At 34.6% G+C, this 26,537-nt stretch carries 23 protein-coding genes; 10 read left to right on the plus strand and 13 right to left on the minus strand.

Annotated elements, in window-relative coordinates:
- Nucleotide 1: 1 nt before the first annotated feature.
- The 4 genes from lpxA to PGOND44_RS06815 are packed head-to-tail and all read right to left on the minus strand — an operon-like array spanning nt 2 to nt 4,455.
- Entirely contained in the window at nt 2-784 is a 783-nt protein-coding gene (lpxA, locus tag PGOND44_RS06800) for an acyl-ACP--UDP-N-acetylglucosamine O-acyltransferase (RefSeq protein ID WP_003438832.1), read from the minus strand.
- Nucleotide 785: 1 nt separating this feature from the next.
- Nucleotides 786-2,180: a bifunctional UDP-3-O-[3-hydroxymyristoyl] N-acetylglucosamine deacetylase/3-hydroxyacyl-ACP dehydratase gene (locus tag PGOND44_RS06805; RefSeq protein ID WP_003438834.1), complete on the minus strand. Its 1,395-nt coding sequence runs from the start codon at nt 2,178-2,180 to the stop codon at nt 786-788.
- Nucleotides 2,170-3,201, minus strand: coding sequence for a UDP-3-O-(3-hydroxymyristoyl)glucosamine N-acyltransferase (lpxD, locus tag PGOND44_RS06810; protein WP_003438835.1), 1,032 nt, complete (start codon nt 3,199-3,201; stop codon nt 2,170-2,172). The genes PGOND44_RS06805 and lpxD overlap by 11 nt, the downstream gene beginning before the upstream one ends.
- 24 nt (nt 3,202-3,225) lie before the next feature.
- Complete coding sequence (locus PGOND44_RS06815) at nt 3,226-4,455, minus strand: HD domain-containing protein (protein WP_003438839.1); 1,230 nt, start codon at nt 4,453-4,455, stop codon at nt 3,226-3,228.
- A 36-nt stretch (nt 4,456-4,491) separates the two neighbouring features.
- Between PGOND44_RS06815 and porX the strand changes: the two genes are divergently transcribed.
- The 6 genes from porX to PGOND44_RS06845 all read left to right on the plus strand — a co-directional run bounded on the left by porX (nt 4,492) and on the right by PGOND44_RS06845 (nt 10,007).
- Complete coding sequence (gene porX, locus PGOND44_RS06820; protein ID WP_003438842.1) at nt 4,492-6,042, plus strand: T9SS response regulator signal transducer PorX; 1,551 nt, start codon at nt 4,492-4,494, stop codon at nt 6,040-6,042.
- A 4-nt stretch (nt 6,043-6,046) separates the two neighbouring features.
- Complete coding sequence (tsaE, locus tag PGOND44_RS06825) at nt 6,047-6,457, plus strand: tRNA (adenosine(37)-N6)-threonylcarbamoyltransferase complex ATPase subunit type 1 TsaE (protein WP_003438844.1); 411 nt, start codon at nt 6,047-6,049, stop codon at nt 6,455-6,457.
- A 57-nt stretch (nt 6,458-6,514) separates the two neighbouring features.
- Entirely contained in the window at nt 6,515-7,720 is a 1,206-nt protein-coding gene (locus tag PGOND44_RS06830) for an alanine dehydrogenase (protein ID WP_003438846.1), read from the plus strand.
- A 9-nt stretch (nt 7,721-7,729) separates the two neighbouring features.
- Nucleotides 7,730-8,104 (plus strand): DUF4258 domain-containing protein, encoded by a 375-nt coding sequence (locus tag PGOND44_RS06835; protein WP_003438848.1) that lies wholly within the window; start codon nt 7,730-7,732, stop codon nt 8,102-8,104.
- 57 nt (nt 8,105-8,161) lie between these two features.
- Nucleotides 8,162-8,458, plus strand: coding sequence for a hypothetical protein (locus PGOND44_RS06840; protein ID WP_003438850.1), 297 nt, complete (start codon nt 8,162-8,164; stop codon nt 8,456-8,458).
- Nucleotides 8,459-8,585: 127 nt separating this feature from the next.
- Nucleotides 8,586-10,007 carry an MltF family protein gene (locus PGOND44_RS06845; RefSeq protein WP_003438852.1) on the plus strand — a complete coding sequence of 474 codons (1,422 nt, stop codon included), beginning with the start codon at nt 8,586-8,588 and terminating at the stop codon, nt 10,005-10,007.
- Here the strand turns inward: PGOND44_RS06845 and PGOND44_RS06850 are convergent.
- Entirely contained in the window at nt 10,004-11,182 is a 1,179-nt protein-coding gene (locus PGOND44_RS06850) for a hypothetical protein (RefSeq protein ID WP_003438854.1), read from the minus strand. The two genes, PGOND44_RS06845 and PGOND44_RS06850, sit on opposite strands and share 4 nt — an antisense overlap.
- Before the next feature lie 187 nt (nt 11,183-11,369).
- On the opposite strand from PGOND44_RS06850, the gene PGOND44_RS06855 reads away from it, so the two are divergent.
- Nucleotides 11,370-13,610, plus strand: a complete 2,241-nt coding sequence (locus PGOND44_RS06855) for a TonB-dependent receptor family protein (protein WP_003438856.1) — start codon at nt 11,370-11,372, stop codon at nt 13,608-13,610.
- A gap of 76 nt (nt 13,611-13,686) precedes the next feature.
- Here the strand turns inward: PGOND44_RS06855 and PGOND44_RS06860 are convergent, their stop codons facing one another.
- Nucleotides 13,687-15,963 (minus strand): T9SS type A sorting domain-containing protein, encoded by a 2,277-nt coding sequence (locus PGOND44_RS06860; RefSeq protein ID WP_003438859.1) that lies wholly within the window; start codon nt 15,961-15,963, stop codon nt 13,687-13,689.
- 179 nt (nt 15,964-16,142) lie between these two features.
- On the opposite strand from PGOND44_RS06860, the gene clpB reads away from it, so the two are divergent.
- Nucleotides 16,143-18,728 carry an ATP-dependent chaperone ClpB gene (gene clpB / locus PGOND44_RS06865; protein WP_003438862.1) on the plus strand — a complete coding sequence of 862 codons (2,586 nt, stop codon included), beginning with the start codon at nt 16,143-16,145 and terminating at the stop codon, nt 18,726-18,728.
- A 68-nt stretch (nt 18,729-18,796) separates the two neighbouring features.
- Here clpB and PGOND44_RS06870 read toward each other — a convergent pair whose 3' ends face one another.
- The 3 genes from PGOND44_RS06870 to rpmH all read right to left on the minus strand — a co-directional run bounded on the left by PGOND44_RS06870 (nt 18,797) and on the right by rpmH (nt 22,413).
- The gene (locus PGOND44_RS06870) at nt 18,797-19,306 is read right to left on the minus strand and encodes a gamma carbonic anhydrase family protein (protein ID WP_003438865.1); all 510 of its coding nucleotides are present in this window, start codon (nt 19,304-19,306) and stop codon (nt 18,797-18,799) included.
- A 2-nt stretch (nt 19,307-19,308) separates the two neighbouring features.
- Nucleotides 19,309-22,161, minus strand: coding sequence for a carbamoyl-phosphate synthase large subunit (carB, locus tag PGOND44_RS06875; RefSeq protein WP_003438868.1), 2,853 nt, complete (start codon nt 22,159-22,161; stop codon nt 19,309-19,311).
- Between the two features lie 90 nt (nt 22,162-22,251).
- Nucleotides 22,252-22,413, minus strand: a complete 162-nt coding sequence (rpmH, locus tag PGOND44_RS06880) for a 50S ribosomal protein L34 (protein WP_003438882.1) — start codon at nt 22,411-22,413, stop codon at nt 22,252-22,254.
- Between the two features lie 133 nt (nt 22,414-22,546).
- On the opposite strand from rpmH, the gene PGOND44_RS06885 reads away from it, so the two are divergent.
- Nucleotides 22,547-23,062, plus strand: a complete 516-nt coding sequence (locus tag PGOND44_RS06885) for a hypothetical protein (protein ID WP_003438886.1) — start codon at nt 22,547-22,549, stop codon at nt 23,060-23,062.
- A 1-nt stretch (nt 23,063) separates the two neighbouring features.
- Here PGOND44_RS06885 and PGOND44_RS06890 read toward each other — a convergent pair whose 3' ends face one another.
- On the minus strand, nt 23,064-23,801 hold the full coding sequence (locus PGOND44_RS06890; protein ID WP_003438888.1) for a response regulator transcription factor: 738 nt from the start codon (nt 23,799-23,801) through the stop codon (nt 23,064-23,066).
- Nucleotides 23,798-24,400 carry a histidine kinase dimerization/phosphoacceptor domain -containing protein gene (locus PGOND44_RS06895; protein WP_003438890.1) on the minus strand — a complete coding sequence of 201 codons (603 nt, stop codon included), beginning with the start codon at nt 24,398-24,400 and terminating at the stop codon, nt 23,798-23,800. Before PGOND44_RS06895 ends, PGOND44_RS06890 begins: the two co-directional genes overlap by 4 nt.
- A gap of 235 nt (nt 24,401-24,635) precedes the next feature.
- On the opposite strand from PGOND44_RS06895, the gene PGOND44_RS06900 reads away from it, so the two are divergent.
- Entirely contained in the window at nt 24,636-25,220 is a 585-nt protein-coding gene (locus PGOND44_RS06900; protein ID WP_236611970.1) for a thioredoxin, read from the plus strand.
- Between the two features lies 1 nt (nt 25,221).
- Here the strand turns inward: PGOND44_RS06900 and PGOND44_RS06905 are convergent, their stop codons facing one another.
- Nucleotides 25,222-25,590 (minus strand): sulfite exporter TauE/SafE family protein, encoded by a 369-nt coding sequence (locus tag PGOND44_RS06905; RefSeq protein ID WP_003438894.1) that lies wholly within the window; start codon nt 25,588-25,590, stop codon nt 25,222-25,224.
- Between the two features lie 11 nt (nt 25,591-25,601).
- Nucleotides 25,602-26,534, minus strand: coding sequence for a lytic transglycosylase domain-containing protein (locus PGOND44_RS06910; RefSeq protein WP_003438896.1), 933 nt, complete (start codon nt 26,532-26,534; stop codon nt 25,602-25,604).
- Between the last annotated feature and the right edge of the window lie 3 nt (nt 26,535-26,537).

A 26,537-nucleotide genomic window follows, 5' to 3' on the forward strand; every position in this document is an offset into this window, starting at 1 on the left:
TTTAGTTTGAAAAATATCCTTTCATAATTCCTCTCTGGGAATCTTTTATAAATTGCAATATTTCGTCTCGTTCTGGAGTAGCCTCCATTTCCGCTTCAATAATAGAAACGGCTTGTGTATTATTGTAATTCTTTTGATAAAGAATCCTATAAATATTTTGAATTTCTCTTATTTTATCGGTATCAAAACCTCTGCGTCTTAGGCCTACAGAATTAATCCCAACGTAGGATAAGGGCTCTCTTCCTGCTTTTACAAACGGAGGAACATCTTTTCTTACCATCGATCCTCCGGTGATAAACGCATGACGTCCAATGCTACAAAATTGCTGAACCGCGGCCATCCCTGCTAGAACTGCATAGTCTCCAACGGTAATATGACCCGCTAAAGTACTATTATTGGAAAACACACAATTATCACCTACAATGCAATCATGGGCAATATGGCAATAAGCCATAATCCAACAATTTTTTCCAATCTTAGTTTTCATTCTGTCATTGGTACCTCTGTTGATGGTTACACATTCCCGAATCGTGGTATTATCCCCTATTTCAGTAATAGTGTCTTCATCTTCAAATTTTTTATCTTGAGGAACAGCTGAAATTACAGCGCCAGGAAAAATACTTACATTCTTTCCGATTCGAGCACCTTCCATAATGGTAACATTAGAACCAATCCAAGTTCCCTCACCAATTTCTACATTGTTGTGAATTGTAGTAAAAGGTTCAATTACCACATTTTTGGCAATTTTTGCACCTGGGTGAACGTATGCTAAAGGTTGATTCATTTTATTTAGATTTTACGATTTTTGCCATGAGTTCGGCCTCACATGCTAATTTATCATTGGCATAAGCATAACCTTGCATGTGACAAATACCACGTCGAATTGGAGATATTAATTCTAGTTTGAAAATAAGCGTATCTCCAGGTACAACCTGTTGCTTAAATTTAACATTATCTATTTTGATAAAATAGGTCAAGTAATTTTCGGGATCGTCCACCGTACTTAAGGCTAAAATACCACCAGTTTGAGCCATAGCTTCTATCTGAAGAACGCCTGGCATTACTGGTTTACCTGGAAAATGTCCTACAAAGAAAGGTTCGTTCATAGTCACATTTTTAGTTCCAATAACCGACCGATCCGTTAGTTCAAAAATTTTATCTACCAGTAAAAAAGGCGGCCTGTGAGGTAACCTATTCATGATTTCAGTTACATCATAAAGTGGTGGTTTATTAAGGTCAAATTTTGGAACTTTATTTCTCTTTTCAGCTTTTATTATTTTCGCTAACTTTTTAGCAAATAGAGTGTTGATGGTATGACCTGGCTTATTGGCTATCACCTTTCCTCGTATGTGTGTTCCTACCAATGCCAAATCTCCAATTACATCTAACAGTTTATGCCTTGCTGCCTCATTTGGATAATGGAGAGTAAGATTGTCTAAAATTCCATTGGGCTTTATTGAAATTTCATTTTTACCAAAAGCTTCTTTTAAGCGTTCCATCGTATCTGGAGATAGTTCTTTATCTACGTAAACAATAGCATTGTTGAGATCTCCGCCTTTTATTAATCCACTGGTCAACATCGCTTCTAACTCATGTAGAAAACTAAAAGTTCTTGAGTTTGCAATTTCTTTTTTGAAATCGCTCATCTTATTCAAATAAGCATTTTGCGTCCCCAATACCTTTGTTCCAAAATCTACCATGGTAGTCACTTGGTATTCATTGGAAGGCATCACAAGGATTTCTGAACCTGTCTCTTCATCTGAAAAAGAAATCACATCTTCCACGATAAATTCATCTCTAGGAGCATCTTGTTCTTCGACACCAGCTTCTTCTAGAGCTTCCACAAAATACTTTGAAGATCCATCCATTATTGGAGGCTCAGAGGCATTTAATTCTAAAAGAATATTGTCAACTCCCATCCCTACGCAGGCTGCAAGAACGTGCTCTGAAGTCTGAATAGCAACCCCGTTTTTTTCTAGGCTTGTTCCTCGATCGGTATTGGTTACTAAGCTTGCATCCGCAGGAATAATAGGTTCTCCTTCCAGATCAACTCTTTTGAAAGCAAATCCGTGATTGATAGGAGCAGGTTTAAAAGTCAAAGTTACATTTTGACCTGTATGAAGCCCTACCCCATGTAAGGATACTTCTTTTTTTATAGTAGTTTGGTTATTAATTTTCATCCTTTGGAAATTGTTTTTCTATATGATCTAAACGGCTTACTATTTTTTGAAAATTTCTAAAATGCACGTAGGATTTATTAAAGTCGCTATATCCAAAAGCAGGTGAACCTTGTATAGCTTCATCATCTTTTATATTCCTTCCAACACCTGTTTGAGCTTGAATTTTTACGCGGTCACCTATTTTTATATGCCCTGCGATACCCACTTGTCCGCCTATTAAACAGTTCTTTCCAATTTTACTAGATCCCGCAATACCCGTTTGGGCTGCAATTGCAGTATGCTCTCCAATTTCAACATTATGGGCAATTTGAATTTGATTATCTAGCTTTACACCTTTTCGAATAATGGTAGACCCTAATGTAGCTCTATCTATTGTAGTGGCAGCACCTATATCTACAAAATCTTCTATTATGACATTTCCTATTTGTGGTATTTTGGAATATTCTCCATTCTCTGAAGGCGTAAATCCAAATCCATCGGCACCTATTATAACTCCGCTGTGGAGTGTACAATGGTTACCAATTTGAGTTTCAGAATAAATTTTGCTACCAGCAAATATGGTGACACCATTTCCTATAGTAACATTATCACCTATATAAACATTGGGGTAAATTTTCACATTATCTCCCACAACAACATCTTCACCTATATAAGTAAAAGCTCCAACGTAGATGTTTTCTCCTAGTTTGGCTGTATCTGATATAGAGCTTGGCGTTTCAATACCCTTTTTATCTAATTTTATCTGATTATAGACCTCAAGTAATTTTGAAAATGCATCATAAGAATCTTCAACTTTAATCAATGTTGTTGATATATCTTGAGTCTTCTCAAAGCTTTTATTGACGATACAAATGCTAGCTTGAGTTTTGTATATGTATGAAGTATATTTTGGATTAGATAAAAAGGTTAACGATCCTTCTTTGCCTTCCTCTATCTTAGAAAGCTTATTAACTTCTACATCTGGATTTCCCACAATGTCTCCGTCTAATATATCTGCAATTTGTTGGGCTGTAAATTTCATTCTGGCAAAAATAGAAAAAAACCGTTAATTATAGGTTTTTGGATAACATAAGTAGTGCTTTACTACAGTTTTAGATAATGCTTTTAGGTTGAGCTGGTCTGAAGCCGAGGACACATCCTTAATCTTTCCGTTTTTATACCATATGTTAATATGTTCCTTATCAGGCTGATAAGCTAAATTGGAAGTAGTTCCTTCGAATACAAAATACTCTGCTTCTTCTTCAGAAAGCTTATAATTTTTAATAACTTTAGAAAGATGACACTTTAGTTTTTCTTGATCAATAGGTTCATTTTTCAGTTTAATCTTTAACAAATCTCTATTCAAAATCATTTTACTCAATCTACTCAAAACAAAGTCATCGTGATTTTGCCAGCTCTTTAAGGCTGAAATGATATCGTAGTCATCCAATTTTGAAAAAAGTTGGAGAGTGATATCATCAAAATTTTCAGAATTAATATCATGCCTTAAAAAGTAATTTAGGGTTGAATTTTCTATCTGTTCATCTGTTGTTTCAAAAATATATTTGGCTCTTCTCAATAACCTAATCAGAAGTTGTTCTGCACTTAAACTTGTTTTATGCAAATAGACTTGCCAGTACATTAAACGTCTAGCAACCAAAAATTTTTCGATTGAATAAATTCCTTTTTCTTCTACAACCAACTTATCATCCACTACATTAAGCATATTGATAAGGCGCTCACTATTGATATTACCCTCTGCCACCCCTGTGTAAAAGCTATCTCGCTTTAAATAGTCCAAACGATCTATGTCTAACTGACTTGAAATGAGTTGACATAAAAATTTCTTATCGTGATTTCCTCTGAAAATATTAATAGCTAAAGTGAGCTGTCCTTGAAACTCTATATTTAATCTATTCATAAATTCCAAGGAGAGGTATTCATGACTTAGATCACTAACTATAGAATGCTCTAAAGCATGAGAAAAAGGTCCGTGACCTATATCATGGAGTAAAATAGTAATAAGTACGCCTTCCTCCTCTTCTTCTGAAATATCAACACCTTTAAACTTTAAAATATCGACAGCCTTCTTCATGAGGTGAAGACATCCTAAGGCATGATGAAATCTAGTATGATTAGCTCCTGGATAAACAAGGTGAGATAACCCCATTTGAGTAATTCTCCTCAGCCTCTGAAAGTATGGATGCTCAATGAGGTCGAAAATTAAGGGGCTTGGTATCGTAATAAATCCATAAATTGGATCGTTTATTATTTTAAGTTTGTTCCTTTGGTTCAAATCAGTTTTTTTTATACCACAAATATAAAGCTATATATGTCAAAGATAAAAGTACTATGGGCAGATGATGAAATAGATTTGCTAAAGCCACACATTTTGTTTCTTAAAAAAAAATCTTATGCAGTGACAACTTGTAAAAGTGGGTCTGAAGCTGTAGATGAAGTGAAGCAAAATAGATTTGATATTGTGTTCTTAGATGAAAATATGCCAGGGCTTACTGGACTGGAAACACTTAATGAAATAAAGGCCATCAGAACAGATCTTCCTGTGATTATGATTACCAAAAGTGAGGAAGAATATATCATGGAAGAAGCCATTGGTTCTAAAATAGCAGACTACCTAATTAAACCTGTCAATCCAAACCAGATTCTCCTAAGTCTAAAGAAAAATCTAGACCATACTCGGCTAGTTTCAGAAAAGACAACACTCAATTACCAACAGGAGTTTAGAAAAATATCTATGGAATTGACTGACGTGGATTCCTTTCAAGAATGGGTAGACTTATATTTGAAATTGATTTATTGGGAATTAGAGTTAGAAAATGTCGAAGATACAGGGATGTTTGAAATTCTTGAATCTCAAAAAAATGAAGCTAACATCGAATTTTGCAAATTTATAGATCAAAATTATCCAACATGGTTCGAAAAAGGTGTTGAAGCTCCTACTCTATCTCACACTCTTTTCAAGTCGAAAATACTACCTGAAATATCAAAGCAACAGCCTACACTATTAGTCGTGGTTGATAACTTAAGGTACGACCAATGGAAATCGTTCGAGCCTATTATAGCAAATCACTATAAGAAAATTAAAGAGGAACCTTTTTACAGTATTCTCCCCACTGCAACACAATACGCGAGAAATGCTATTTTCTCGGGTCTTATGCCTTCCGATATGGAAAAAATTTATCCAGAATATTGGTTGAATGATACAGAGGAAGGAGGAAAAAATCAATATGAAGAGGAATTTCTGAGAGCTCAACTAAAACGACTTGGAAAAGATTATAAAACTCAATACCATAAAATCACCAATGTTGCTAAAGGGAGAAAGTTAGCTGATAATTTTAGAAGTCAAAAAGACAACGACCTGACCGTTTTGGTGTATAATTTCGTCGATATGTTATCGCATTCTAAAACAGAATTGGAAGTCATAAAAGAATTGGCCTCTAACGATAAGTCTTATAGATCTCTAACTCAAAGTTGGTTTAAAAACTCTCCTTTACTGGATATCATTCAACAAGCTCAAAGCTTAGGTTTCAAATTGATTTTGACGACAGATCATGGAACGATTAACGTCAAAAATCCTTCTAAAGTAGTTGGTGACAAAAACACAAGTTTAAACTTAAGATACAAAACAGGAAAAAGTCTAACTTATAATGAAAAGGATGTTGTTGTTGCAAAAGATCCTAAAAAAATACATTTGCCCAGTATCAATATGTCTAGTTCTTTTATTTTTGCAAAAGAGAATTACTTTTTAGCCTATCCTAATAATTTCAACTATTACGTGAATTATTACAGAAACTCCTATCAACACGGAGGTATTTCATTAGAAGAAATGATCATTCCTTTTGCAGTATTAGAACCTAGATAAAATTATGACTTTCACTTACCGATTAAGCGATATAGAACCTACTGCTTCTCAAATTCTGAAGTATGTAGAATCTAAGAATATTCTTTTTTCAGGAGAAATGGGCTCTGGAAAGACAACGTTAATCAAAGAGCTTGTAAAACAATTGGGAAGTAAAGACCGTGTTTCGAGCCCCACATTTTCTTTGGTCAATGAATATGAAGGCATAACCAATTCTGTTTATCATTTTGATTTTTATAGAATTGAAGACGAACAAGAAGCTTATGATATGGGTTTTGAAGAATATCTTGACTCCTCTCACCAAGTTTTTATAGAATGGCCTGAGAAAATCCCAAATTTGTGGCCACAACACTACAGCTTGCTAAAATTTACAGCTAAAGATGAACAAACAAGAACTATCGTATTGACTGAGTTTTAAAGATTAAACGAGAGTTTCCGATTAATTTTAATTATTTTAGCCCTAGCAATCATCATAATGAATCAACACTCTTCAAAATCTCCTTTCACAACCTCAGAATTGCTTCCTCAGGAAGAAATGCTAGAAATAAAGCGCTCTAAAGGAGAGCTATTTATAGGTTTACCAAAAGAAACGTCTTATCAAGAAAAACGAGTTTGCCTTACTCCAGATGCAGTGAACGCTCTTACAGCAAATGGCCACCGGGTTCTAATTGAAAGTGGAGCTGGAAACCAAGCTAATTTTAACGATAAGGATTATAGTGAAGCTGGGGGAGAAATTACTAAAAGCACTCAGAAGGTTTTTGCCTGTCCAATAGTTTTGAAGGTTGCACCTCCATCTGAAGAGGAGCTGGAGTTGATGAAACCTCAATCTATACTTATTTCAGCCTTACAACTAAAAACCAGAAAAAAATCATATTGTGAAACTTTAGCAAATAAAAGAATCACAGCATTGGCGTTTGAATTTATAAAAGATCAATTTGGAGGTTATCCCGCGGTAAGAGCTTTGAGCGAAATTGCAGGAACATCTTCCATTTTAATTGCAGCAGAATATTTATCCAATATGTCTGGAGGCAACGGACTTATGTTTGGAAACATAAGTGGGGTGCCGCCTATAGAAGTTGTTATTCTTGGGGCTGGAACAGTAGGAGAGTATGCTGCAAGAAGCGCTATGGGATTGGGTGCGGGTATAAAAGTTTTTGACAGTTCCCTTACTAAACTGCGCTGTTTACAAAGTAATGTTGGAAGACCCTTATTTACCTCCACTCTTCAACCTAAAATCTTACTTAAAGCTCTAAAAAGAGCCGATGTAGTTATCGGTGCCGTAAGAGGACAAAATAGAGCTCCTGTAATTGTGACTGAAGAAATGGTGAAAAAAATGAAGAAAGGAGCGGTTATTATTGATGTGAGTATTGATATGGGAGGGTGTGTAGAATCTTCATCAATTACAACTCACGATCAACCTACTGTGGAAAAACACGGAGTGATACATTATTGTGTTCCCAATATACCTTCAAGATATTCTAGAACAGCCTCGCTATCTATCAGCAATATTTTCACTCCTTACTTGCTTCATATTGGTGAAGAAGGAGGCTTAGAACACGCTTTAAGAACAGATGCAGGCCTTAGGAATGGGTTGTATTTTTATCATGGAATTCTTACCAATAAATCTGTAGCAGATTGGTTCGACCTGAATCACAGAGATCCTAATTTACTTATTTTCTAAATTTATTTTATGAAATTTATTCATAGACTTGGCTATTACTTATCAGGCTTTGTTGTTGGTATTATCATGCTGATGTTCTTCTTGGGTGGTAAAAAAACATCCTGCGACTGGGGCTTGGATTCCAGAGTTTTAAAAAATATTCGGATTAAAGATCGCGTCGTTACTGATGAAGCTTTAGAGTTTTTTAATCAGAAAAAGATAGATACATCTGCTATCTCCTATATTTTAAAGTCTGGAGATGTTAACTTTAAAGAAAGTAATATCGAAGCAAAACCTTGCAAAATTTATCAAATTGAAGGTGAAATTAATGAGGAAAGATTGGGTTTAATTTTCGAAAACTGCGACTCTATAGCTACTTTAAAAAACGTCTTTATTTTAAAGTGATTTAGTTTTTTTATGTAAAGTTTTATTCTATGTTTGTTAGTATAAACTGAATCTAGAATGAAAAGAATCATCATCGATTACAAAAAACTTACACCAGAAATACTCTCTTTATTAGTTCAAAAGTATCCTGATGGATATGATGACAGAGATGTTCTAGTCTTTAAAAACTCTAAAAAGGAAACTGTAGAGGCTGTTGAAGTTAAAACTGAAGACACCATATATTTGGTGAAAATAAGCACAAGATTGGAAGATACCATGACAAAATTTGATGTGGAAGATTATGAAGATGAAGAAATGGAGATGAATTTTGTAGATTTACCTCAGAAAGGAGAAGATGACGAGAATGAAGATTAAATAATTCATTTTCAGAATATTAGATCAATTTAAGCCAGATTTTCTGGCTTTTTTATTGTCATAATATTAAGAAAATGCCCTATATCATGGAACTAAATGCCTATATTGAAATCATATTCTAATTAAAATGAAAAAAATATTACTCCTTTTACTGTTGATAAATATAGGGTGTCAATCCAATTCCGAAGGCAATAATGAAAAAGAAGATTCGGAAAAATTTTCCAGAGACCTTCAAGACATTAAAGAAAGTGGAAAATTGAAAGCTTTAACCATTTATTCAGGAACTACTTATTTCTTATACAAAGGTCGCCCGATGGGTTTTGAATATGAACTTTTAGAAAGAATGGCTAAAGACTTGGATGTTGAACTAGAAATGGTAATAGCCAAAGATGAAAATGACTTAATAAAACTACTTCAAGAAGGAGAAGGCGATCTTTTAGCTTATGGATACACCATTACTGAAGACCGGAAAAGAAAAATAAATTTTACAACACCCTTATATCTTTCTCACCAAGTTTTAATTCAGAAAAAACCCGAAAATTGGCGTAGAATGAAATTGCATGAAATTAAAAATCAATTGGTAACTAACCCCATTGAATTAATTAATGATACTATATCAGTAAAGCGTAATTCTTCTTATGCTTCCAGAATTAAGAACTTATCTAGCGAGCTAGGAGGTCCAATTATAATTGATACACTCAGAGGAACTTTATCTACAGATAAAATAATTAAGAAAGTCGTAGACGGAGATATTAAGTTCACCATTGCAGATGAAAACATTGCATTTATCAACTCTTCCTATTACCCTATCTTAGACATCAGCACATCACTAAGCCTATCTCAGCGTATTGGCTGGGCAGTCCGCAAAAGAGATACTAATTTACTATCAGCGGTTAATCAATGGCTTGAAAAGGCAAAGAAAACAACAGATTATCATGTGATATATAATAAGTATTTTAAAAATAAAAGACTTTATAAAACCAGAGTCGTTAGTGAATTTTACAGCCTCAATGAAAATAAAATAAGCCCTTACGATGATATCCTAAAAGAAAATGCAGAACGGATAGAATGGGATTGGAGGCTCTTGGCTTCTGTGGCTTATCAAGAATCTCAATTTAAGCCAAACAGAGATTCTTGGGCTGGAGCTAGTGGTCTAATGCAGATTATGCCTGCTACGGCAAGGGAGCTAGGTATTACAGATCCATATAATCCAAATCAAAGCTTAAAAGCTGGAGCGACTTATTTAAAACAGATGTTAGAAAGTCATAGTAATGTCAAAGACAGCATCCAAAAAATTAAGTTTGCCTTAGGATCTTACAATAGTGGATTATACCATGTAAAAGACGCCCAAAAACTTGCTGAAACCCAAGGTCTAGATCCATTGATATGGGATGATAATGTAGAGCTTGCAATGCTCGATCTCAGTTTTCCTGAGCATTACAACAAATCGTTTATAAAGTATGGATACGTTCGAGGTGAGGAACCTTATAACTACGTCAAAGAGATTTTTGAAAGGCTTGAGCATTACAAAAGATTTATTGACAATTAATTTCTGATTTGTTGTTTCAAAATTGATTTAAGCTTGGCTTTAATATCTTCGGAAGCATCAGAAAGCATTTGTTCGTGAGATGGATAGTTAACTGGTCCTCTTGTTAAAAGGTAATTTTCATCTTTATTCAAAACTTTTTTGTCACCTTCAAAATTTGCAAATCTATTTTCGAATATAAAAAGACTTTCCAATGGGTAATTATTTATTTTTTGATCTGAGATTAAATCAAAGTAATTGACTTCTGCTATAACTTTAACTTCTTTAGATTGAACGGTTTCAAATAAAGTTCCACTAACATTAATAACAATATCTTCTTTAATTTTATCCCCCCCTTGGTCAAAAATAAAATTACCCGCTCTATCCTTTTTAAATCTCCACCCATCAACCACTGCACGTTCTAATGGGACTTGACGCTCAAGTAATCGTTCTGGTGAAAACTGTATTGAGGTGAAATTAATATCTATTGCGAAATCATAAGTAAAATCCTCTCTTGGATTCACATGGTATTCCGTCCATAAATCATCGAGATCATAAGTATTAAAATTTAATAGTCGATCTTCTAGTAAAGCCGGAATGATTTGCTCAGTATTGTTATAAAGCGATACTAATACAAAATCAATTCCATTGATATACGCATCACGCTTCAAACTAGATGTATTCTTATATCCTGGAGCAAGTTTTTCCAGTTCCACAAAACTATTATAAGCTAATCGACTATCAATTTTAACTTCTGAATCTAAAAATCGACTTGCTTTCACATACAAGTATTCAGCATAATTCTCCTTTCCAGCTATAATTTCATCTGAAAAATCATAAAACTCAAACACCACTCTACTCCCATCTTCATTCTCAAGAGGAAGTAGAGGTTTTATTCTATTCTGAATATCTTGAAGCCTTAGGTAGGATTCATAAATAGGCTTCGCATTATTTTTTAGGGTCTCTTTTTCTAAAAAATCTATGCGCTTTAAATTAGATTCCCTAAACTTTTCGAAAGAAATCTTTAGTAAGTTGGCATACTGATATCCTTTTTTATTGAATTTATTTTTCTGTAGCTGTTTTACAGATCGGTTAATTGCTTCCGTATAATTACCAGAATTTATAGCCTGCTTGGTTTTTTTAACCGAATTACAGGAAAGAATTAGAAAAATTACAAAAATGGATACAAGTGTTTTCATAAGTGGGTTTAATTGTCAGTTTAAAATGTAAATAAACAACCTAAAAGTTAAAACTAAATACTGAACTGGTTTTCAATGCTATGAGAACTTCTATTTGAATTAAATCTAAATAAGCTTGCGCAAACTAAAGATTGCCATTATTTTTGCGCCCGCAATTAATATTTAATCCAAATAAACAGGAATGAGGATGAGTACCATTAAAAAACTAATGCTTTCTTTAGTTTTACTTTTTAGCATTATAGGTGTAGAGGCACAAACGAAATCAAATAAACAAAAATCTTCGGATTCCATACAAGATTTAAGGGAGGTAACTATCGTTGCTAATAAATTATTGGGAAGTAAGTTTGAAGTAAAGAATAGAACAGGTTCTGCCTATTTTCTATCCAAAAAAGAACTTCAACAACAAAATTATACCGATATCAACCGAGTTCTAGCTCAAATACCAGGGGTTTCTATTTATGAAGAAGATGGATTTGGACTTCGCCCTAATATAAGCTTAAGAGGAACATCCCCAGAGCGTTCTTCTAAAATAAACATCATGGAAGATGGAGTTTTAATAGCTCCTGCTCCTTATAGTGCTTCTTCTGCATATTATTTTCCTAATGTTAACAGGATGCAATCTGTAGAGGTCCTAAAAGGAAGTAGCCAAATTCAATATGGTCCAAATACCACTGGTGGAGCCATCAATTTTATATCTACAGAAATCCCAAATGACTTCAGAGCTAATTTAAGAACAAGCTATGGAACATACAATACCTTAAATAGTTATGCTAATGTTGGCGATTCTTTCAAAAACTTCGGCTATATGGTTGAATATAATAAACGGCGTTCAGATGGCTTTAAAAATCTTGATAATGGAGGAAATACAGGATTTGATACTGATGATTTTGTCGCAAAATTTAGAGTTAATACAAATCCCGAAGCTAGAGTCCAGCAATCTTTAGACTTTAAGTTTCAGTATTCCGATGAACAATCTGATGAAACTTATCTTGGGCTAACCGATGAAGATTATGGGACAACTCCTTATAGAAGATATGCAGGTTCACAAAAAGATTTGATGGATACAGAGCACACGCAATTTATGCTGACTCACACTGCAAAATTCTCAGATTATTTTAGAATCACAACAACTGCCTATAGAAATGATTTTAAAAGAAATTGGTATAAATTAGATGATGTATCCGCCAACGGAAGTTCAGCTAGCATTTCAAATTTAATTGAAAATCCAGAAGACTTTCCGTTTTTATTTGGACTAGTGAATGGAACACAGAACTTCCAAGGTTCTGCTCTTAATGTAAAAAATAACAATCGAGAATATTATTCACAAGGCATTCAAACTAAAGCGGATTATCACTTTACCACTGGATCAGTTTTTCACGACATTGAAGTAGGTTTAAGATTTCACCAAGATGAAGAAGACCGCTTTCAATGGGTCGATGGTTATAACATGATCGGTGGAAATATGAACTTAGTGGAACAAGGGATTCCTGGAACAGATTCTAACAGAATAACCGATGCCGATGCTTTCGCTGCTCACGTTCTTTATAAATTGAAGTACAAACGTTGGACATTCACTCCTGGGTTGAGATATGAGAATATCACTTTAGAAAGAAATGATTTTGGAACCGAAGATGTCACTAGAACTGGAACTGACTTAAGTACTAGATCTAATGAAATGAATGAATTTATACCAGGAATTGGGGTTAATTATAAGTTTAACCAAGAATTTTCCTTGTTCGGTGGAGTTCACAAAGGTTTTTCTCCAGCTGGAACCACAGAAGGAGAAAGCTCCGAGCAGAGTGTGAATTATGAATTAGGAACACGCTTTAGTCACAACGGTTTCTCTGGTGAAGTCGTCGGTTTTTATAATGACTATAGCAATCTCCTTGGGAGCGATTTAGCGGCAACTGGCGGTGTTGGTACCTTAGATTTGTTTAATGCAGGCGAAGTGGATGTATCAGGGCTTGAAGTGCTAGGGGGTTATGATTTTCTAACCAATAACGTCAACTTCAGCCTTCCCCTAACGATGACCTATACATTTACAGATGCAAAATTCCAAAATACCTTTGACAGTAATGTTGGTATTTGGGGAGCGGTGGCTTCAGGAGATGAAGTCCCCTACATTTCTAGACATCAGTTTAATGCAGGCTTAAGCTTCATAGCTGAAAAATTTGAAGCTCATGCTAATGCTAGATATAGAGGGGAATTTAGAACTCAAGCTGGTTCTGGAGACATTCTAACCAATGAAAAAGTAGGAAGTAATTTCATTTTAGATATTTCAGCTAAATACCATTTAACGAATAACTTTAGTTTGACGACTAATGTCATCAATATGTTAGATACAGAATACGAAGTCTCTAGGGTTCCTGCTGGTCTTAGGCCAGGTCATCCATTTGGTATCTATGGAGGATTCGAATTTAGATTATAAAAATTATTTTTTTTATTGAAATAAAAAGCCTTGATCATAATTGATCAAGGCTTTTGAATTAAAGGACAAAGTTTATTTATTTTTTGATAATTTTCTTAGTAATAGAATTTGCTCCATCGCCTATTTTCACAAAATAAATTCCTGTGGCGTAAGCATTTAAATCAATGGATATATCTCCATTCATTTGAGTTTGGTAAAGTTGTCTACCACTCATATCAAATAGCTCCACATTAAATTCTTCATTTGAATTTATTTCTATTTGAACAAAAGCAGAAGCCGGATTTGGATAAATGCTCAAACTAGAGCTAAAATCAAATCCAGTTGATGATAAATTATCGATAATTCTAAAACTAGTAGATTCTGATCCTCCAAAATCACCCCCTTCGACTATGAGTTCACCAGAATTTGTCTCCAAACTGTAAGAGCCATTACCAAATCCGCAACAAATACCATCATTAGCTGTATCTAATATTACAAATTCGTAGCAACTATCAGGGTCAACTTCAAAAGTTTCAGTATAAGTTGTATCATCAACAAATCCTCCTTGACTTTGGGCTAATAAGTTTCCATCTTGATCGTAAAACTCCCAAGAAGTTTCAGAGGCATATTCATCAGTTAATAATGTTAAAACTACTGTTTCTGCATTATAGGTAGCGTCTTGAAAATTGTCTATTGTTCTTGTAATAGAGTTATTATCAGGAAATTCATCTTGAATACCATCAATTTCTAATGAAGAAATTAATAAGTTTCCATCTAAAAGGGTAAGAGTAGGAGAAATAATTTCTTCACTTTCACCGATTGCTAATGAGCCTAACCAGTCTACACTTATTTCAGATTGGGTACCTATTTGATAGGTTAATGTAGCATTAGTTACAACTTCATTTCCTTTATTAAGGATACTAAAAACAGGAAAAGCTTGATCTCCACAGATAGCACTACTTACATTATCTATTACTAATGCCACGTCATTATCAAATACTTGTAAAGGTGGAAATTGATCTAAAACAACAACTCCAGTACCTGTAGGATCTAACCACTCTTGTAATCTTGAAGTTGAATTACTTCCAAAATCCCAAGACACATCAAATCTTCCATAATAATCAAAGTCTCCATTATTCACAGTACCACTACAAGCAGCACGACCCCCAGCAAGTTGACCAACAATTCTACCATTCTGATCAAAAAGAGGTGAACCTGAGGAACCAGGTTCGGTTACACCCAATTCCCACTCATCCAAAAACCAATTATCCATATTGCTAATTCCTCCAAAGGGTCTAGAATTTTTTGCAGGAGAATCGTCATCTCTCGAAATTTTCATGATGTCTCCTCTAGGATGGTGAATACCCACTGTGAAATTTGGAATATCACCGCTTCGGTCCCAGCCTGCCCAAACTAAATCCCAGTTAAATGGTAGGGGAGCATTAATTTCCACCAAAGCAAAATCAGATTTAACATTTCTAGCTAAAATAGATCCTCCACTGGCCGTCTGATTAAAAGGACCATTTGTAGAGTTTGTAGTCGTAGAACATGAAGGGTCTGGGCTTCTCCAATCGAAACGAAAAGCCCAACTGGCGACAGAACTCCCAATACAATGATTTGCTGTTAAAAAATACTGTGCACCATCATTATTTGTATTATTTATTAAAGAGCCTGAACAAAAACCACTGCCACCAACAACAACCATAGCCACCGATTTCTTTAATTCTTCTTTCAAATCATCAAAGTCTGGACCTACAGGACAATCTACGTCTTGATTACAGGGGCCAGAACTATTTAATGCTTTATTTAGTTGGGGAATATCCGTTACACTTCTGTACCCGTGAACCACTTTAGAAATATGAAGTTGACCTTTAAACTTAGCGTTTGCAGGTTCAAAATATTCTATCCAAATATTATCTCCGTCGATAAGCCAGCTGCCAAATTGTATATCATCTCTATTTTGAGAAGAGGTATAGGCTCCCAAAAGATCTGTTTTATCTTCATTATAAAAATAAAGTTTAGCTCCCTCAGGAAGGTGATATTCATCAAATAAAAAATTCAATGTTTTAGCGCCTTTGGAAACAATGTTTAGTAGCCAAACTCTATCTCCATTTTTGAGTTCAGTCCATTTCCCATCTTTAAAATCTAAACTCACTTGATGTTCATAACCAAACCTGTAAGGCTGATTTTCTAATTCGTCATTAATCTCATCTTCTACTTGCAAAGATTTTAAATCAAAACTAGGAAGACTTAAGGTCTTATTTGATTCAAGTTCAAATTCCCAACTCTTTGGTGTACCTTCATTGGTAACTTGAGCTTGACTAAAAGAAAAGCATAACACAAGAAGAAAAAAAACAATGTATTTGTTTTTCATGTTAAATATTTTTTGAATTCATACGAATATATCAAAAATATTGTTAAGTAAATTTATTTTTTTTCAGATGAAATTAATTACATGACAAAATGTTAGTTGAAAGGCTTTTATTACTGCCATAATGGCAATATTTTTTTTAAGGTATATGCTTTGAGTTAGTATTTTAAAACATAAACATCATGGATTTTAAAAACTTCACCATAAAAACACAAGATGCTATACAAAAAGCTCAGTTACTTGCACAAGAACTTGGACATCAGCAAATCGAGAACGAACATATTTTTAAAGCTATAACTCAAGTTGATGAAAATGTAACTCCTTTTCTTTTGAAGAAGCTCAATGTCAATACTCAATTATTTCTTCAAATTTTAGATAAAAATCTAGAGAGTTTCCCAAAAGTAACTGGTGGTGACATTGTATTGTCTAGAGAAGCGGGTAAAACTGTTAATGAAGCTAGCATTATTGCAAAAAAAATGAACGATGAATATGTCTCTATTGAGCATTTAATTTTAGCCATATTTAAAAGTAAAAGTAAGGTTGCTCAAGTTTTAAAAGATCAAGGGGTCACAGAAAAAGCTCTAGAGTCTGCTATACAAGAACTTCGTCAAGGCAATCAAGTAACCTCTCAAAATGCAGAAGATAATTATAATTCTTTAGAAAAATATGCTAAAAACTTAAACCAACTTGCTGAAGAAGGAAAGTTGGACCCAGTTATAGGTAGAGATGAAGAAATACGAAGAATTCTCCAAATTCTTTCTCGAAGGACTAAGAATAACCCTATGCTTGTTGGTGAGCCTGGTACAGGTAAAACAGCTATTGCAGAAGGTTTGGCCCACAGGATTATTGCAGGAGATGTCCCAGAAAATCTCAAATCTAAAAAGATTTATAGTCTTGATATGGGAGCACTAATTGCAGGTGCAAAATATAAAGGAGAATTTGAAGAACGATTAAAATCAGTTATCAAAGAAGTGCAAGGAAGTGATGGAGATATTGTCTTATTTATAGACGAAATCCATACTCTTGTAGGCGCTGGAGGAGGTCAAGGCGCAATGGATGCCGCTAATATTTTAAAACCAGCCTTAGCTAGAGGCGAATTAAGAGCAATAGGCGCTACAACATTAGATGAATTTCAAAAATACTTTGAAAAAGATAAAGCCTTAGAAAGACGTTTTCAAAAGGTAATTGTGAATGAACCTGATACCGAAAGTGCTATTTCTATCCTAAGAGGGATTAAAGAGAAGTATGAAGCTCACCATAAAGTCCGGATTAAAGATGAGGCCATCATAGGGGCTGTGGAACTTTCTCAACGCTATATTACCAATAGATTTCTTCCTGATAAAGCTATCGATTTAATGGATGAGGCAGCTTCAAAATTAAGGATGGAAATAAATTCGAAGCCCGAAGAATTGGATGTACTGGATAGGAAAGTGATGCAGTTGGAAATAGAAATTGAGGCTATTAAGCGGGAAAAGGATGAAACTAAACTGAAATCGCTTAGAGCTGACTTAGCAGATCTTAAGGATGAACGCAATACGCTTCATGCCCGATGGAAAAATGAGAAAGATGTAGTTGATAATATCCAGAAATTAAAAACTGATATTGAAGATTTTAAACTTGAAGCAGAACGAGCAGAACGCGAAGGTGATTATGGCAAAGTAGCTGAATATAGGTACGGCAAAATAAAAGAAACTCAAGAAAAACTCGGTAAATTACAAGAACAGCTCGAGAGCCAGAAAACCAAAAACACTCTTATCAAAGAAGAGGTTGATTATGAAGATATTGCAGAAGTAGTTGCTAAATGGACAGGAATCCCAGTGACAAAAATGCTTCAATCTGATCGAGAAAAACTCTTAAAACTTGAAGATGAATTACACAAAAGGGTTGTTGGACAGGAAGAAGCCATACAAGCAGTCTCTGATGCCGTAAGGCGAAGTCGTGCCGGGCTTCAAGACCAAAATAGACCTATAGGTTCTTTCCTCTTCCTAGGGACTACTGGTGTGGGTAAAACGGAATTAGCTAAAGCGCTTGCGGAATACATGTTTGACAATGAAAGCTCGATGACACGAATAGATATGAGTGAATATCAAGAAAGACACTCCGTAAGTAGATTGGTTGGCGCACCTCCAGGATATGTCGGCTATGAAGAAGGTGGGCAGTTAACAGAAGCGGTAAGAAGAAAGCCTTATTCTGTTATACTTTTAGATGAAATTGAAAAAGCGCACCCCGATACGTTTAATATTTTATTACAAGTTTTAGACGAAGGTCGATTAACCGATAACAAGGGTCGACTCGCTGATTTCAAAAATAGTATTATAGTCATGACCTCTAACATTGGAAGTCATATTATCCAAGAAAAGTATGATACGACTAAAGATGTTGAAAGTGCAATGGAAAGTGCTAAAGTGGAAGTTTTAGGCTTATTGAAACAAAGTGTAAGACCAGAATTTCTAAATAGAATTGATGATGTGGTTATGTTCACTCCATTATCGAAAGACAACATCAAAGAAATTGTTGGATTACAGCTCAAGGGGCTTAAAAAAATGCTGATGAAACAAGGTATCACTATAGACGCCACGGAAGAAGCTATCGAGTATATAGCCAAGATTGGCTTTGATCCACAATATGGAGCAAGACCTGTTAAGAGAACGATCCAAAAAGAAGTCCTTAACATGCTATCTAAAGAGATTTTAGCTGAAAAAATTAAAACCGATAGCATTATACTTTTAGATCAATTTGATGACAAGCTGATTTTTAGAAACCAATAATAAATTCTAACTCAAACAAAAAGCCCGTTTTTACAAACGGGCTTTTTGCTTATTAGGAGTAGTCAAAATCAATCTATCCAAGTTTGATACATCCTATAATTGTCTGCTGTTCTTTCTATCATTTCTTTATTTTCTTTGGAAACATCTTTCAGCTTTTTAGCTGGAATACCAGCATAAATTGTGTTTTTTTCAACACGAGTTCCAGAGACAACAATGGCGCCTGCAGCTATGATACTTCCCGTTTCTACAACAACATGGTCCATCACTATAGCGCCCATACCTATCAATACCTTATCTTCTATGGTACAACCGTGAAGAATAGCCTTATGCCCTACAGAAACTTTATTCCCGATTTTTGTTGCTGCTTTTTGATAAGTACAGTGAATGATCACACCATCTTGTATATTAACTTCGTTTCCAATCTCAATAGAATTAACATCTCCTCGAATAACAGCATTGTACCAAATACTACAATCAGCTCCCATCTTAACATCTCCTAAAACAGTAGCATTCTCTGCCAAAAAACAAGACTCTGGGATAACTGGTAAAACTCCTTTAACGGATTGAATAAGTGCCATTTCTATTTGCTTAAGTACATTTTACGTCTTCCGTATAGTTCATAAAAAGTATCATCTTTTAAGCTATCAATAAATAGTATGCTTTCCCCGGTACTTTTCATCTCTGGTCCTAATTGCTTATTGACATTATGGAACTTATCAAACGAGAAAACTGGCTGCTTGATTGCATACCCTTCAAGCTGAGGATTAAAACTAAAATCCTTCACCTTTTTCTCTCCTAACATGATTTTAGTGGCATAATTCACATAAGGCTCTTTATAAGCTTTTGCTATAAATGGAACTGTCCTTGATGCTCTCGGGTTAGCTTCAATAATATATACATTATCATCCTTTATTGCAAACTGCACGTTGAGTAGACCCACTGTATTTAAAGCTAACGCAATCTTCTTGGTATGATCTTTTATTTGTTCTAATACCAGATCTCCAAGATTGAAAGGTGGTAATAATGCATTAGAATCTCCAGAGTGGATTCCACAAGGTTCTATATGCTCCATAATTCCTATGATATACACGTCTTCTCCGTCGCATATCGCATCTGCTTCAGCCTCTATAGCTCCATCCAAATAATGATCTAATAATAGTTTGTTGTTAGGGATTTTCCTTAATAAGTCTACCACATGAGTTTCTAGCTCTCTTTTATTAATCACAATTTTCATCCCTTGGCCTCCTAGAACATAGGAAGGTCTTACTAAAATAGGAAAATCGAGTTCTTCCGCTAAAGCCAAGGCTTCGTCTGCTGTTTCTGCTACCCCAAATTCTGGGTATGGAATATTATTTTGTTGTAGTAATTTAGAAAAACTTCCTCTGTCTTCGGCTAGATCTAGGGATTCAAAACTTGTTCCCAAAATCTTGACACCGTATCTGCTCAACTTTTCAGCCAGTTTTAAAGCTGTTTGTCCTCCTAGTTGAACTATGACCCCTTCAGGATTTTCGTGTTTGATGATGTCGTAAATGTGCTCCCAAAAAACAGGTTCGAAGTATAATTTATCTGCTGTATCAAAGTCAGTGGATACCGTTTCAGGATTACAATTAATCATAATCGTTTCATAACCACATTCCGCTGCTGCCATTACTCCATGAACACAGCAATAATCGAATTCGATTCCCTGCCCTATTCTATTAGGTCCAGACCCCAAGACAATAACTTTCTTTTTATCGGTTACCACACTTTCGTTGGCTAGAACTTTTTCTCCATTGGCATCAATAACATCTGCTTCGAAAGTGGAATAGTAATAAGGGGTTTGGGCTTCAAACTCTGCTGCACAAGTATCGACTAACTTATAAATTCTATTCACATTGAGCTCCTCCCGCTTGGTATACACCTCGCTTTCTAAACACTTCAACATGTGAGCGATTTGTCGGTCTGCAAAGCCTTTTTGCTTAGCTTCAAGCATTAATTCCTTAGTGATGCTTTTGATATCATACTTTGAAATTTCTTTTTCTAAACTATATAGCTCTTCGTATTGCTTAAGGAACCACATATCAATTTTGGTGATCTCATGAATGCGGCTTAGTGGGATTCCCAACTGAATAGCGTCATAAATCACAAACACCCTGTCCCAACTCGCATATTCTAGTTTGCTTAAAATTTGATTGTAATCCGTATAGCTTTTCCCATCGGCACCAAGTCCGTTTCTTTTTATTTCTAAAGATTGAGTGGCTTTATGCAAAGCTTCTTGGAAAGAGCGTCCAATCCCCATCACTTCTCCTACAGACTTCATTTGCAAGCCTAGGGTTCTATCTGATCCTTCAAATTTATCAAAATTCCAACGTGGTATTTTTACAATAACATAATCTAATGTAGGTTCAAAAAATGCAGATGTAGTTTGAGTGATTTGATTCTGAAGTTCGTTCAAATGGTAGCCTATAGCAAGTTTTGAAGCCACCTTTGCAATAGGATACCCAGTTGCTTTAGAGGCTAAGGCTGAGGATCTAGACACTCTCGGGTTTATCTCTATGGCAATAATCTTTTCTTTTTCATCTGGACTTACTGCAAATTGTACATTACACCCTCCAGCAAAATCACCAATGCTCCGCATCATTTTGATGGCCATATCTCTCATTTTTTGATAGGTCCTATCACTAAGAGTCATAGCTGGAGCAACAGTTATAGAGTCGCCAGTATGGATACCCATGGGATCCATATTTTCAATACTACAGATTATAGTTACATTATCATTGCGATCTCTAAGGAGTTCTAACTCGTATTCTTTCCAACCTATCAAGGCCTTATCAATAATGACTTCATGAATTGGAGAGGCTTCGAGCCCACGAGTAAGAAGCTCTTCAAAACTATCTTCTGAATAGACTATAGATGCTCCACTACCACCAAGGGTAAAGGAAGCACGAATTACAAGAGGAAATCCAAATTCTTGCGCTACCTCTTTTCCTTGAAGGAAAGACGTAACCGTTTTGGACGGAGCCACTCCTATTCCAATATGTTGCATTAATTTTCTGAATTTTTCTCTGTCCTCTGTGATATTGATCGCGTCAATATCTACTCCAATAATTTTAATACCAAAATCTTCCCATATACCTTTATCATCAGCTTCAATACATAAGTTTAAGGCCGTTTGTCCTCCCATAGTTGGAAGAACAGCATCAATATCTGGATGCACTTTTAGGATCTCTATAATGGACTTAGTCGTTAATGGCTTCAAATAGATATGATCTGCCATAGAAGGATCGGTCATAATCGTAGCAGGATTGCTATTGATTAAAATTGTTTTTATACCTTCTTCACGAAGAGATCTTAAGGATTGAGAACCTGCATAATCAAACTCACAGGCTTGACCTATAACAATAGGGCCTGAGCCTATGAGTAAGATGGTCTTGATGGAATTGTTTTTTGGCATAGTAAGGATTATAAAAAGTGAGACTATTGGGTATAAAAAAAGGCGTTGCTTAAAGCAACACCTTATATTGTGAATTTAATGATTCATTTCTTATCGTTTTCTAAGACTCATTTCGGAAGAAACGCTTAATTTTTTTCTTCCTTTTGCTCTTCTTCTTTTAAGGACTTTACGACCGTTTACAGAGGACATTCTCTCTCTAAAGCCGTGTTTATTCTTTCTTTTTTTATTGGAAGGTTGAAAAGTTCTTTTCATTTTTTATCTCTTTAAATCTATTATCTATTTTTGAAAACTGAGTGCAAATATACGTTTCCTTTTTATTTTTGCAAACCTAATAATAAAGTTTTTTTCAATTGTTTTTGCTAGATTTGCAATCAAAAATAAAACCATGTTTCATAAAAATTTCAAGCTTATCATTGCAGGCCTTCTTATCGCTTTTGGCATATTCCAAATTGTTGAGGGTTTTATTGGTAATGGTATTGCTCTTATTCTTTTTTCAGGAATATTTATCTTTCTTTATTTCAAAAACGAAATGATTTTGATGGCATTTTTAAGATTGAGGAAACAGGATTTTGAGGGGACTCGAAAATGGTTGGATAGGATTAAAAATCCTGAGACAGCTCTAACTCAAAAACAGCAAGGTTACTTCAATTATATTCATGGTCTACTACTTTCTCAAACTAATATGACAAAAGCTGAGAAATACTTCAAAAGAGCAATAAAGTTAGGCTTGTCCATGCAGCAGGATTTAGCTATGGCCAAATTAAATCTAGCCGGTATTGCTATGACTAAACGCAGAAAGCGAGAAGCACAACTGCTTTTAAAGGAAGCAAAATCACTCGACAAGCATGGAATGCTTAATGAGCAAATACAAATGATGAAGCAGCAAATGAAGCGCTTCTAATTTACCTACAATATTTTTTTCTAAAACTGGATGGCGAAATTCCTGAGTGTTTTACAAAGGCATTTGTAAAGCTAGAATTGGATGTATAACCTAAATCAAAAGCTATTTCTTTTATAGACTGATAGGTGTTCTTTAGTTTTGAGGAAGCCAATTTCATTTTCTCATCAAATATGTATTGGTAAGGCGTTTTCCCTACTTCCTTAGCAAATTCTCTTATAAAATGAAACTTACTCCAGCCTGAAACACGGATAAGCTCATCCGTTTTAATTTCTTGATTGATGTTAGTATCAATATATTCTAATGCTCTTTTAATAGGTTTAGAGTATTTACTATCTTCTTCAACTTCATGGTTACCAGTATCATCAAGAGAGGCTTTTTTGTTATACAAAGCCAATTCAATATTACTTATGATGTCGACATCCCTAAAGGGTTTAGAAAGATAGCCTACGGGCTTAGTCGTTTGAATGCGTTTAATGGTCTCCAAATCTGTATAGCCTGTGATATAAATAAATGGGATTTTTGACTTCGAATTTAAATACGAGCCTATTTGTATACCCTCGTATTTTTTACTCAAATCGATGTCTAACAAAATGAGTTCAGGTTTAAAAGTGTCTAAATTTTTAATACAACAATTGTAGCTCTCACAAATATTGGCATCAAAGCCGTTTTCATTAAGAATAGACTGGATTTCAAAAGAGACCAGTTTGTCGTCTTCTACTATTAGTATTTTTGTTTTCATAGGATTGGGAATGATAGTCTAACAAATTTCCTTTTATAATCGAATTTTCCTTTAAGTTGTTTCACCAACAAATCAAATATCTTAAACTCCTTTTCAAATAAGTTATAAAACTTTTCATGATTTTCAATACTAGAATAGGAAAACTTAAGGCTCAAGTTTTTTGTATTGTGACCAAATTCTAAAGACAAACGATCGTTGAGACTCATTCTAAAATCATTCATCTCCACCAGAATATAAGCCAGAATTAAAAGGTCATCTACCTCTACTTTTGAAAGCGAAGTGTCTATTAATTCGAAATCTATCTCGGAGGTAGAGCTTTTTAAATATTGAAGGAATTGCAATAAATAAGATTGCAGAGAAATAAAAGTATCAGTTGGTAAATCTTCTTCTTTATTGGACTTATAAAATAAATCATAAAGATAAGTAAGGGCAAAGATTCTATCTACGATTACTTTTCTATCGTCAAAATAGTTTCGGTTTGTAGCCGACTGTATGTTCATCAAACTCAATTGAGTTTGGAGATTGTTTTTAAACCGATGAAGTGTTTTGTCTAAAACTTCTCTAAGTTTTTCAGGATGCTCTTGTAGGTTATTTATCATAGAATGAATAACTTAATGTATTGGTTGTAACAAATATAAGATAATAAAAATTACTTATTAATAATAATTGCTAAATAGACAGAAAGATTGATTGAGGAGTTGGTAATTAATTTGCTTAAATTTAAAAATTAACAAATAATGAAGCATATTGATAAATTTTACCTTCTTTTTTATATTTTCATTATCAATTTTTTCTCAACCTACAGAAGAAAATGACAGTCTTCTATTTTCCCAAATGTTAGCATTACATCACGATGAGTTTCAGACAAAATCAGAGTTTAATTTTAATCACGGAAATCACAATTCTACCGATAATTATTTTGATTCTTTAGTCAGTCTTAAACTTAAGGGGACACTTCTAGATAACTTTAGAGTTTACAGTATCAACAATAAAATTAACCATCTATATGATTTGAAAAAACCTTCGTATCTCATGAGTTATTCGTCTTGGTGTGTGCCTAGTAATGGTGAAGTTGATGCCTTAAATCAACTCATAAGCACCCATGGAGATTGGATGGATTTTGTACTAATAATGTGGGATACGCGAAGCGATGCTATTCAGTTTTCTAAACAGTTTCACCCTAAAATTAAAGTCTTATATGTCAACGAATTATATAATACTGAAACCAAAACTATTAAAATGCTGAAGCACAAATTAGGAATTCCTATCTCTATAACCTTAGGTCGGGATAAGACCATTTTAAACATCAGAAAAAATAAACAGGTTCATCCTTCAGTAGACGTAAGAATAGCTACTAAAATTTGTCTAGAGGCTATAGAAAAAGATATTTTAGACTTAAAAAGCTATGAAAATCTATAGTTTATTTAACGAAAATCATTCTAAATCCAAGGACTACTAATACGACTCCAAAAATTCGTTTTAAGACCTTTTCATCTAAGCTTATGGCTAATTTTGACCCCAAATATCCGCCAATCACGAACATAAGTGCCATGACCAAAGCATATCTCCAATTTAAACTACCATCTTGGTAATAGTTGTAGGCTGCTGCTAGCGTTACCGGAACTGCTAAAACTGCAAGGCTCGTTCCTTGAGCTTGGTGTTGTGAAAATCCTAAAAGTAGGACCATAAGTGGAACCATCACTACTCCCCCACCAACACCGAGAATGCCACTTAAAAAGCCAGCAATTAGGCCAATAACCACCAAGGCTAAAATTATCAATAGACTCATACTAAAGGTTTTTATTTTAGAACTTCAATTTTGTAAACTTTCTTGGAATAATTATCCAAATGTTTATCTCTAAGCCAAGGATTATGAATTTTTAAGGTTTTATAATTCATATTAAACTGTTTAGCGAAATTTACGAAATCACTTACAGCGGTATCGACTTCTACCTTTTTTATAGGCTTCATTTCATAAAGATCCTTATCCTCATAATGAAAGCCAAAATCTTCAGCATTGGATAGAATATGCTTTAAAGCTACGATTCTAAAAACATACCTGGATGTTTCTGGATTGAGAAGTAGATCGAAATAATCGTCTACCTCTTGTCGTTTTAATTCTCTAGATATTCCTGCATTACCAGCATTGTAGGAGGCTGCGGCCAATGTCCAAGTTCCAAAACGCTCTTTAGAGTTGTTTAGGTATTGAGAAGCTACTTCAGTAGCTTTTTCAATATGGTAGCGTTCATCAACATTATTGTTGACTTCAAGACCGTAATCTTGTGCAGTCCCTTTCATGATTTGCCAAAATCCTGTAGCGCCTGCAGGAGAAACTACGTGTTCTAAACCGCTTTCCGCAACCGCTAAATATTTAAAGTCATCTGGAATTCCATTCTTCTTTAAAATAGGCTCAATAATAGGAAAGTACTTATGTGCCCTCTTTATCAAAAGCAGAGCATTGGACTGCCAGTAAGTATTGACTAACAACTCACGATCTAACCTTTCTTTGATATCTGGAATATCTAAAGGAATTTTTTCTCCTGCAAAATCAATTTGTTCCGGCAAGTCTATCGCAAAAACATTGTAATCATTTTCAAAACTTTTTTCTGGAGAAGTTTTAACGTCTTCATCGTAGTTAGCTATAAAACTGGTTATGGCAAAATAACCTCCAAGGGTTAAGGTGGCCACCCCTACTGTAAAAATCGATTTTGTAAAAAAGGTATCTAATTTCATGTT

Origin of the sequence: Psychroflexus gondwanensis ACAM 44, from assembly GCF_000355905.1 — a bacterium.
In the GTDB taxonomy this organism is placed as follows: domain Bacteria; phylum Bacteroidota; class Bacteroidia; order Flavobacteriales; family Flavobacteriaceae; genus Psychroflexus; species Psychroflexus gondwanensis.